The following is a 374-nucleotide window of genomic DNA, read 5'->3' as shown; positions in this document are numbered from 1 at the left end:
AGTCGCACGTCTCGCCGACCAGCCGGCCCAGGCCCTTGCCCTCGCTGCCGATCACGATGACGACGGGACCGCCCAGCGCCTCCAGGTCCTCCACCTTGTGCTCGCCGTCCGCCGCGAGGCCGACAACGGTGATGCCTTCCTTCTTGAAGCCCTCCAGCGCACGGGTCAGGTTCGTCACCCGGGAGACCGGCGTACGCGCCGCCGTACCCGCGGACGACTTCCACGCACCGGCCGTCATCCCGGCCGCGCGCCGCTCGGGCACGACCACGCCGTGCCCGCCGAAGGCGGAGACGGAGCGGACGATGGCACCCAGGTTGCGCGGGTCGGTGACCCCGTCGAGCGCGACGATCAGCGGGTCCTGCCCGGCGTCGTAC

At 73.0% G+C, this 374-nt stretch carries 1 protein-coding gene; it reads right to left on the bottom strand.

Annotated features, from left to right (window positions below; genetic code table 11):
* Positions 1-374, bottom strand: a 374-nt coding sequence (locus J0695_RS40665) for a 23S rRNA (guanosine(2251)-2'-O)-methyltransferase RlmB (protein WP_206969829.1), incomplete at both ends; no start/stop codon positions are given.

It is taken from the genome of Streptomyces beijiangensis, assembly GCF_017315755.1.
Taxonomy (GTDB): Bacteria; Actinomycetota; Actinomycetes; order Streptomycetales; family Streptomycetaceae; genus Streptomyces; species Streptomyces beijiangensis.
The sequence above is the reverse complement of the archived record's forward strand: the minus strand, read 5'-3'. Positions and strand labels throughout refer to the sequence as shown.